Here is a 7,048-nt window from a genome sequence, read left to right on the forward strand (position 1 = left end):
CCGCCTCGGCCGGCGGCTCCGGCTCGGCCCGCCGCGACGATTCGGCCGACGCGGGGGGCGCGGCGTCGGCGAGGGCCTGCGCGCGCACGGCCGCGACCCGCTGCCCCACCGTGATCGTGCTGAGCACGGCCAGCAGCCACAGCGCCACGGCCAGCACGTACGGCACCCCGAGCCCGTCCAGGCCCGCTGCCACCAGCACCACGATCAGCCGCTCCGAGCGCTCCGCGATGCCGACGTTGCAGGTGTAGCCCAGGCCCTCCGCCCGCGCCTTGGCGTACGACACCACCACGCCCGCGACCAGGCAGTACAGGGCGACCCCGGCCAGCCGCTCCTGGCCGTCGCGGTACAGGCCGATCATCAGCCCGGAGAAGATCGCCGCGTCGGCGATCCGGTCCAGGGTGGAGTCCAGGAAGGCGCCCCACTTGGAGATCCTCCCGGTCACCCGGGCCACCGCGCCGTCCAGCATGTCGAACACCACGAACGCGGTGATGACCAGCACGCCCCAGAAGAACTCCCCGCGCGGGAAGAAGCCCAGCGCCCCGGCCAGCACCCCCGCGGTCCCGATGATCGTGATCGCGTTGGGCGAGACACCGGTGCGCGCGACGGTCCGGCCGACGGGTGTCAGGACGCGTCCCAGCGCGGGCCGCACTTTGTTGAGCATCGCCGTCCGATTCTTCTCGTTTACGTGTGGAGTCGGGGCCCGCGGGCCGCGCAGGGGGCCATCGTAGTGCGATCGATCCCCCCGGGGGCGCGGACGAGCCGCGGGATCGCGCACGGCGCGCACACGCACCTGCGCGGCGCGCACAGGCGCGGGTCACCCGGCGGCCGCCGCACTCCGGCACCCGCACACAAGTCTGGCGCAATCGTCCGGCACGCCGTCGCTCACCCCCTCATGCATGGAAGAAGCGTACGTTCTGCCAACAAAAGGTGTCCTGGTGGGAACGGTCGAGCGGCCAAGAGATGCCACGCTTTGGTGTCCGCCTCTTGTTATCCGCGCCATCACGGGAAATGGTGGTGATACGGGTGTGACGCCGGTCACGCGCGTCGGGGAGGTGGCCGAGCGCCGCACTCGGACGTCAGGGCCGGGCCCGCGGGGTCCGGCTCCGTTCCAGACGGCCCCGGACGGGGCGGTCCGAGGAGGTAGCTATGGCGGACAAGGGAGGCCACTCGGGAGGCCCCGGCAGGGCACCGGAGGCCGGCCGGCCCGACAAGGTGCGCAACGTCGCGCTGGTCGGCCACTCGGGGGCGGGCAAGACCACGCTCGTGGAGGCGCTGCTCGCCGAGACCGGCGTCATCCAGCGGCCGGGCCGCATCGAGGACGGCACGACCGTCAGCGACTTCGACGACGTCGAGATGCGCCAGCAGCGCTCGGTCAACCTCGCCCTGGCCCCGCTCACCTACGGCGGTGTCAAGGTCAATCTCATCGACACCCCCGGTTACGCCGACTTCGTCGGCGACCTGCGCGCCGGGCTGCGCGCCGCCGACGCCGCGCTGTTCGTGATCTCGGCCGTGGACGGCATCGACGGCCTGACCCGCCAGCTGTGGGAGGAGTGCGCCGCGGTCGGCATGCCCCGGGCCGTGGTCATCACCAAGGTCGACCAGCAGCGCGGCGACTTCGACGACGTCGTCATGACCTGCCAGGACGTCTTCGGCGAGGGCGTGGCGCCGATCTACTTCCCGATCAGCTCCGGCGACGGCCTGCAGGGCCTGATCGGACTGCTGTCGCAGCGCTGCTTCGACTACTCCGGCGGCGAGCGGGTCGAGCGCGACCCCGACCCGCGGTTCCTCGACCAGATCGCCGAGCAGCGCGCCGCGCTCATCGAGGGGATCATCCAGGAGAGCGAGGACGAGACCCTCATGGACCGGTACCTGGCCGGCGAGGAGATCGACGTCAAGGCGCTCATCCAGGACCTGGAGACCGCGGTCGCGCGCGGCAGCTTCTACCCCGTCCTGGCCACCGCGGTGCCGCACGGCGCCGCCCCCGGGCCGGTCGTCGGCATGCAGGAACTGCTGGAGGTCATCACCCAGGCGTTCCCGTCGCCGTTGGAGCACGCCGTCCCGACGGTGACGGACATCGACGGCGGCGACCCGCGGCAGGTGCGCTGCGACCCCGACGGCCCCCTGGTCGCCGAGGTCGTCAAGACCACCTCCGACCCGTACGTGGGGCGCATCTCCCTGGTGCGGGTCTTCTCCGGGACGCTGCGCCCGGACACCGTCGTGCACGTGTCCGGGCACGGACTGGAGGACCGCGGGCACGAGGACCACGACGTGGACGAGCGCGTCGGCGCCCTGTCGTCCCCTCTGGGCAAGCACCAGCGCCCCGTGTCGGCGTGCGTGGCGGGCGACATCTGCGCCATCGCCAAGCTGTCCCGCGCCGAGACCGGCGACACCCTGTCCGACCCCGGCTCCCCCGTGGTCATGGAGCCGTGGACGATGCCCGACCCCCTGTTGCCGGTGGCGATCCGGGCCCGCTCCAAGGCCGACGAGGACAAGCTCAGCCAGGCGCTGGGCCGCCTGGTCGCCGAGGACCCCACGCTGCGGCTGGAGAACAACGCCGAGACCCGCCAGCTGGTGCTGTGGTGCATGGGCGAGGCGCACGCCGACGTGCTGATCGACCGGCTCAAGGCCCGCTACGGCGTCGAGGTCGAGCGGGTCGACCTGCGCATCCCGCTCCGCGAGACGTTCGGCGGCACCGCCAAGGGCCTGGGGCGGCACGTCAAGCAGAGCGGCGGGCACGGCCAGTACGGCATCTGCCACATCGAGGTCGAGCCGCTGGCCTCCGGCGAGGGCTTCGAGTTCGTCGACAAGATCGTCGGCGGGGTGATCCCGCGCCAGTTCATCCCGTCGGTGGAGAAGGGGATCCGGCAGCAGATGGCCCGCGGGGTGGCGGCCGGATACCCGCTGGTCGACATCCGCGTGACGCTCTACGACGGCAAGGCGCACTCGGTGGACTCCTCCGACATGGCCTTCCAGACCGCCGGGGCGCTGGCCCTCAAGGACGCCGCCGCCAAGGTGCCGATCCTGCTGCTGGAGCCGGTCGACGAGGTGTCGGTGCTGGTCGCCGACGAGTACGTGGGGCAGGTCATGTCCGACCTGACGTCCCGCCGCGGCCGGGTGCTCGGCTCGGAGTCGGTGCCCGGCGGCCGCACGATGATCAAGGCCGAGGTGCCGCAGCTGGAGATCGTCCGGTACGCGATCGACCTGCGCTCGATGTCGCAGGGCACCGGCACGTTCAGCCGCACGTTCCTGCGGTACGAGCCGCTGCCGTCCCATCTGGCCGACAAGGTCGCCGCCTCCGGCTGAGCCCGCCCGCGCGCTCCCGTGGCGCCGTCCGGGCCGTGGCCGGATCGGGCGACGCCACGGGACGGCGAGCATGATCAGGTTAGGCTGCCGCCGTGAATACGGGGGTTTCCAGTCTGAAGGCGGCATGCCGCCTATGGCGCACCATCGCCGCCGCCGCGGTCATCGGGACGCTGTGCTACACCAGCCTCCGCGGCACCGACGACGACTTCCCGCTGGGGCCGATGACCCAGTTCGCGTTCTCGGTGAAGGACGACGGCGGCGAGATCCACGCGCACTGGCTGGAGGCCGACACCGCCGCCGGGACGCATGTGAGGCTGCCGATGGACGCCGTGGGGACGGGCATGAAGCGCGCCGAGATCGAGGGGCAGATGACGCGGATCGTGCGCGACCCCTCGCTGCTGCAGGGCATCGCCGACGCCCAGCGGCGGCTGCACCCCGAGCGTCCCGCGCTGACCAGGATCTACCTGGTGCACCAGGTGAAGAGGCTGCGGAACGGCAAGATCGTGTCCACCACCGTCCGCAACCGCGCCGTGTGGACCGTCCGGTGAGCGCGGCCACGCCCTGGGGCCGCTGGTGGTACGCCCCCGTCCCGCGCGCCCGCGTCGCCTGGCTGCGCCTGCTGGCGTACGGGTTCCTGCCCGTCGACATGCTGCTGTTCACCAACAGCACGCTCGCGCACGCCCGGCTGCCCGAGGACCTGTACCAGCCCGTACGGCTGGCGCGCTGGCTGCACCTGCCCGCTCCCACGCCCGGCGCGATGTACGCGCTGCTCGTCGTCACCCTCGCGGCCGGTCTGGTGGCCGCCACGGGGCGCATCGCACCGCGTCTCACCGGCCTCGTCGCGGCGTGCGGATACCTGTGGTGGGTCACGATCAGCATGTCGTACGGCAAGGTCGACCACGACCACCTCGCCTTGGTCGTGGCGTTGTTCGTGCTGCCCACCGTGGGGCGGGCGCGCCTCGGCGATCCCACCCCCTGCGAGGCGTCCGGCTGGTCGGTGCGGTGCGTCCAGGTCGCGGTGATCGCCGCCTATTTCCTGTCGGCGTGGGCGAAGATCCGCATCGGCGGCTTCCCGGACTGGCCGAACGGCTCCACCGTCCAGTGGGCCCTCAGCCGCCGCGGCACCCCGCTCGGCCGGACGCTCATCGACCACCCGCTGCCGCTGAAGGCCGGTCAGTGGATCATGTTCGTCGCGGAGCTCGCCTCACCGCTGCTGCTGTTCGCGCGTGGCCGTCCGCTGTACGCGGGCGTGGCGTTCTTCGCGGGGTTCCATCTGGTGACCTACGCGCTGCTGTCCATCCACTTCCTGCCGCACGCCATCTGGCTGCTGGCGTTCCTGCCGCTGGAGCGGCTGCCGTCGCTGATCGGCGGACTGCGACGCCGCCGCGCCGAGGCGCCGTCCCCCGCGTCCGCCGGCAAGGAGCCGCTGCCGTCCTGACGGCGCCGGGCCCGCCGCCGCTGGCGGGTGCGGCGCGGGTGACGCTACGCCTCGGGACGCCGCGCCCCGGGACGCTGGGCGGCCGGCAGGGCGCACGCGGCGGTGCCGCCCGGCATGCGATGCCGGTTGGCGGCCACCAGCCGGTACACGCCGTGGGCGATCCACCGGACCGGCGGCACGCGCAGCAGCGCGCCCAGCGGCCACCAGGCGCCGCCGGCGTCCATCAGCAGCCGGGCGATCGCCTGCGCCCCGCCGGACACGCGGCCCGACCGGTCCACCCACAGGACCTCGTACTCGGCCCGCTCCGCGGTCGTGCCGAGCGCGTCCAGGTCGGCGAACTGGAACGCCACGATCTGCGCCGAGGTCGGCACGTGCCGTTCGACGAACCGCACCGACGCGGTGCAGAAGCCGCAGTCCCCGTCGTACACCAGCACGGGCCGCTCGCGTCGCGTCATGTCGCCGTCACCGCCGGTCAGCGGGCTCACGCGTGCGGCCAGGCGTCGGCGAGGATCTGCCGGGTCTCGCGCAGCAGCTGCGGCAGCACCCTGGTGTGCCCGACCACCGGCATGAAGTTGGTGTCGCCGCCCCACCGGGGCACCACGTGCTGGTGCAGGTGCGCGGCGATGCCCGCCCCGGCGACCTGGCCGAGGTTCATGCCGACGTTGAACCCCTGCGCGCCGCTGGCCTTGCGCAGCGCCGTGAGGGCGCTGCGGGTCAGCTCGGCCAGCTCGGTGTACTCGGCCGCGTCCAGCTCGGTGTAGTCGGCGACGTGCCGGTAGGGCACCACCATGAGGTGGCCGGAGTTGTACGGGTAGAGGTTGAGCACCGCGTACACCGACGCGCCGCGGGCCACGATCAGGCCCTCCTCGTCGGACAGCTTGGGGATGTCGCAGAACGGGCAGCCGTCATCGGCCCCCGCCCCCGACGGCTTGTTCTCTCCCTTGATGTAGGCCATGCGGTGCGGGGTCCACAGCCGCTGGAAGTTGTCGGGAACGCCCGCGCCGCCGCGTTCTTCCTCGACGACGGGCTCGTCCCCGGCCCGCTTCCCCGACTCGGGCGCGTCCTTGCGCGCCTCCTCCACCACGGGCTCCTCCGGCTCTACGCTCAAGGCGGCGCTCTCCTTATTGTCCACGGCCTGACCAGCAGCATAGAGAGAGAAGCCGGACGGCCTGAAGTCGGGATGCCGACGCGCGCGTCCCCGCCGCACGACACGAGAACAGGGCCGATGCCCACTATCCGTGACGTCAGCGGCACTAGTAGGACACCATGGATTTTCCTGACCGAAGGGTGGACTCGCAATGACCGACCTCGACAAGGGCCGTCCCGGGGACGGCGGCGACGCGCCTCACCCCGAGGTCCGGTCCGCCCCCTTCTTCCCCGGACCCGGCGGACTCACCGGAGGCGACCCGTCCACGGCGGGGGTGCCGCTCGGCTCCCCGCCGCCCATGCCGGCGGCCCCCGGCCTGCCCCCGCTCCCCGCGGCTCCGGCGGTTCCGCCGCCCGCGGGACCGCCCGTCCAGGAGCGGGCGCCCGCCGACGCGTCCGCGGGCGAGGACGCCCCCTCTTCCGGCACGGCGGTGCGGGGCCGCGTGACGATCGAGGACGAGGTCGTCGAGAAGATCGCGATGCTGGCCGCGCTGGAGGTCGGCGGCGTCGCCGGTCTGGCGGGCGGCCCGGACCCGGGCGGCGGGTCCGGCACGCCGGGCGTGCGGGTCCACCTGCGGGACGACGCGGTCACCCTCGACCTGGCCATCGCCGTCGAGTACGGCAGCGTGATCATGGACGTGGCCGAGGCGGTCCAGGCCAACGCGGCCCGCGTCGTCGGGCTGATGCTCGGCAGGCGGGTGCTGGCCGTCAACGTGTCGGTCGAGGACGTGCGCGGACCCGAGTGAGCCGCGCCGGGCCGCCGGTCACGCCGCCGGGCGGGCGTAGCAGGTCTGCCCGGACACCCCGACCGAGATCGTGGTGATCTTCACGCGCTCCACCTCGGCCGCCGGGACGCCCGGGAACCGGAACGTGTGCGGGGCGCCCTCCCTGACCGTGGCCTGCTGCTCGGCGGTGTGCCCGCTGCGCAGCGCCACCTGCGCCCGCGCGAACCCGCTGGCCGACACGTTCACCGTCACCTCGAGGCCGTCCCGTCCGGCGCGGTAGACCGCGCTGCCCGCCGGGCACCAGGTCACGGTCGTGCCGCCCTGGGCCTCGGGGCGCGGCCCGGACTGCCGCTGCCGCGGAGCGGGCGGGCCGCCCTCGTTCCGCCGGGGCGCGGCGTCCGTCGGCCGCGCGGCCGGCGCGTCCGACACGGGCCCC

At 73.5% G+C, this 7,048-nt stretch carries 8 protein-coding genes; 4 read left to right on the forward strand and 4 right to left on the reverse strand.

The window, feature by feature from the left end:
- The coding region (gene pgsA / locus AR3_RS28100) for a phosphatidylinositol phosphate synthase (RefSeq protein WP_157406810.1) at positions 1-661 on the reverse strand (661 nt) is incomplete at its 3' end.
- 485 nt (positions 662-1,146) lie between these two features.
- Here pgsA and AR3_RS28105 point away from each other — a divergent pair.
- The 3 genes from AR3_RS28105 (at position 1,147) to AR3_RS28115 (ending at position 4,741) form a co-directional block, all read left to right on the forward strand.
- The gene (locus AR3_RS28105) at positions 1,147-3,303 is read left to right on the forward strand and encodes an elongation factor G-like protein EF-G2 (protein ID WP_067918529.1); all 2,157 of its coding nucleotides are present in this window, start codon (positions 1,147-1,149) and stop codon (positions 3,301-3,303) included.
- A 92-nt stretch (positions 3,304-3,395) separates the two neighbouring features.
- The gene (locus AR3_RS28110; protein WP_067918531.1) at positions 3,396-3,851 is read left to right on the forward strand and encodes a hypothetical protein; all 456 of its coding nucleotides are present in this window, start codon (positions 3,396-3,398) and stop codon (positions 3,849-3,851) included.
- The gene (locus tag AR3_RS28115) at positions 3,848-4,741 is read left to right on the forward strand and encodes an HTTM domain-containing protein (RefSeq protein WP_067918533.1); all 894 of its coding nucleotides are present in this window, start codon (positions 3,848-3,850) and stop codon (positions 4,739-4,741) included. Before AR3_RS28110 ends, AR3_RS28115 begins: the two co-directional genes overlap by 4 nt.
- A gap of 44 nt (positions 4,742-4,785) precedes the next feature.
- On the opposite strand, the gene AR3_RS28120 is transcribed toward AR3_RS28115, so the two are convergent.
- Complete coding sequence (locus AR3_RS28120; RefSeq protein WP_067918546.1) at positions 4,786-5,196, reverse strand: thiol-disulfide oxidoreductase DCC family protein; 411 nt, start codon at positions 5,194-5,196, stop codon at positions 4,786-4,788.
- A gap of 26 nt (positions 5,197-5,222) precedes the next feature.
- Entirely contained in the window at positions 5,223-5,849 is a 627-nt protein-coding gene (locus AR3_RS28125; RefSeq protein WP_227023334.1) for an HIT family protein, read from the reverse strand.
- A 190-nt stretch (positions 5,850-6,039) separates the two neighbouring features.
- Between AR3_RS28125 and AR3_RS28130 the strand changes: the two genes are divergently transcribed.
- Positions 6,040-6,633, forward strand: a complete 594-nt coding sequence (locus tag AR3_RS28130; protein ID WP_067918542.1) for an Asp23/Gls24 family envelope stress response protein — start codon at positions 6,040-6,042, stop codon at positions 6,631-6,633.
- Positions 6,634-6,651: 18 nt separating this feature from the next.
- Here AR3_RS28130 and AR3_RS31380 read toward each other — a convergent pair.
- The coding region (locus AR3_RS31380) for a hypothetical protein (RefSeq protein WP_217998801.1) at positions 6,652-7,048 on the reverse strand (397 nt) is incomplete at its 5' end.

Origin of the sequence: Actinomadura rubrobrunea NBRC 15275 (assembly GCF_001552235.1) — a bacterium.
GTDB lineage: Bacteria > Actinomycetota > Actinomycetes > Streptosporangiales > Streptosporangiaceae > Spirillospora > Spirillospora viridilutea.

Excerpts from the sequence above, each read along its gene's own strand:
- AR3_RS28105 (WP_067918529.1), top strand. The coding sequence starts at position 1,147 with ATGGCGGACAAGGGAGGCCACTCGGGAGGCCCCGGCAGGGCACCGGAG.
- AR3_RS28120 (WP_067918546.1), bottom strand. The coding sequence starts at position 5,196 with ATGACGCGACGCGAGCGGCCCGTGCTGGTGTACGACGGGGACTGCGGC.
- AR3_RS28130 (WP_067918542.1), top strand. The coding sequence starts at position 6,040 with ATGACCGACCTCGACAAGGGCCGTCCCGGGGACGGCGGCGACGCGCCT.